Below are 1,487 nucleotides of genomic sequence, written 5' to 3' on the forward strand. Positions count from 1 at the left end.
CGCCGCCGGCTCGGCGGCGGCGCGTCGTGCAGGTGGGGGTCGTCGGTCTTCACCGCGGCTCCTTCGGCTCAAGAATCCTGACGCCGATGGGACGGAGCGGGCCGACACCCGGTTCCGTCAGTCGCCGTAGTCGGACATGCCGTCCAGCAGGCGCGCGGAGCGGTCGGGCACCCGCACGCCGTGCAGCTGGGAGAACGGCACCGGTGCGGTACGTGCCGCGGAGTGGTGCCCGGCCGTCCAGCGCGCGGCCATCCGCGCGCAGTCGCCGCGCAGCTCGGCCAGTGACTCGGGGTCCTCGAGGAGGTGGGCGGTGGAGGGAGCGCTCTTCGTCATGGAAGCGACGCTACGCAGCTCACCGCCGTCTGGTAAGCCCTACTTTCGGGTAGTTTCGCGCGTTCGGGCAACTTCAGTCGAACGGGTAGCGTGAGGCGTCCGTTCCTCCGCCTTCCCGGGAGCAGCCCGCCGTGCGTATCGCCGTCTCCGGTTCCATCGCCACCGACCACCTGATGACCTTCCCCGGCCGGTTCGCCGACCAGTTCGTCGCCGAGCAGTTGCACACCGTCTCGCTCTCGTTCCTGGTGGACACGCTCGACGTGCGCCGGGGCGGAGTGGGCGCCAACATCTGCTTCGGCATGGGCCAACTGGGTGTCCGCCCCGTCCTGGTGGGAGCGGCCGGGCCCGACTTCGCGGAGTACCGCGCCTGGCTGGACCGGCACGGTGTCGACACCGCCTCGGTGCGCATCTCCGAAATGCTGCACACCGCCCGGTTCGTCTGCACCACCGACGCCGACCACAACCAGATCGGCTCCTTCTACACCGGTGCGATGAGCGAGGCCCGGCTGATCGAGCTCCAGTCCGTCGCGGAGCGGGTGGGCGCGCTGGACCTGGTCCACGTCGGCGCCGACGACCCCGAGGCGATGATGCGGCACACCGAGGAGTGCCGGACCCGCGGCATCCCGTTCGCCGCCGACTACTCGCAGCAGTTGGCCCGGATGAACGGCGAGGAGATCCGGGGCCTCACCCAGGGCGCCGCCTACCTCTTCGCCAACGAGTACGAGACGGCCCTCATCGCAGGCAAGACCGGGTGGTCCCCGGAGCAGATCCTGCGGGAGGTCGGCACCCAGGTCACCACGCTGGGCGCACGCGGCGTGCGCATCGAGCGGGCAGGTGAGCCGGTCATCGAGGTCGGCTGCCCGCAGGAGGAGACCAAGACGGACCCGACCGGAGTGGGCGACGCCTTCCGGGCCGGTTTCCTCTCCGGTCTCGCCTGGGGGGTCAGCCTGGAGCGCGCCGCCCAGGTCGGCTGCATGCTGGCCACTCTTGTCATCGAGACGGTCGGGACCCAGGAGTACGAGCTGAGCCGCGGCCACTTCATGGAGCGCTTCACCAAGGCGTACGGCGCGGAGGCGACCGACGAGGTGAGCGACCACCTGGCCTGAGCCCGCCCGGCCGTGCGGCAGCCCGCGCCGCCAGGGCCGGGCGGCGCG

The 1,487-nt window shown here is 71.5% G+C and carries 2 protein-coding genes; one reads left to right on the forward strand and one right to left on the reverse strand.

Features of this window, described 5'->3' with window-relative positions; all coding sequences use genetic code 11:
- Positions 1 to 117 precede the first annotated feature (117 nt).
- Positions 118 to 333: a hypothetical protein gene (locus ACYVE9_RS26445; protein ID WP_461030421.1), complete on the reverse strand. Its 216-nt coding sequence runs from the start codon at positions 331 to 333 to the stop codon at positions 118 to 120.
- Between the two features lie 131 nt (positions 334 to 464).
- Here ACYVE9_RS26445 and ACYVE9_RS26450 point away from each other — a divergent pair, with 131 nt between their 5' ends.
- Entirely contained in the window at positions 465 to 1,439 is a 975-nt protein-coding gene (locus ACYVE9_RS26450) for a carbohydrate kinase family protein (RefSeq protein ID WP_461030422.1), read from the forward strand.
- The last annotated feature ends 48 nt before the right edge of the window (positions 1,440 to 1,487 follow it).

Source organism: Streptomyces sparsus (assembly GCF_054776295.1).

Bases quoted from the DNA above. Each gene is read 5' to 3' on its own strand.
- ACYVE9_RS26445 (WP_461030421.1), bottom strand. From the start codon at position 333: ATGACGAAGAGCGCTCCCTCCACCGCCCACCTCCTCGAGGACCCCGAG.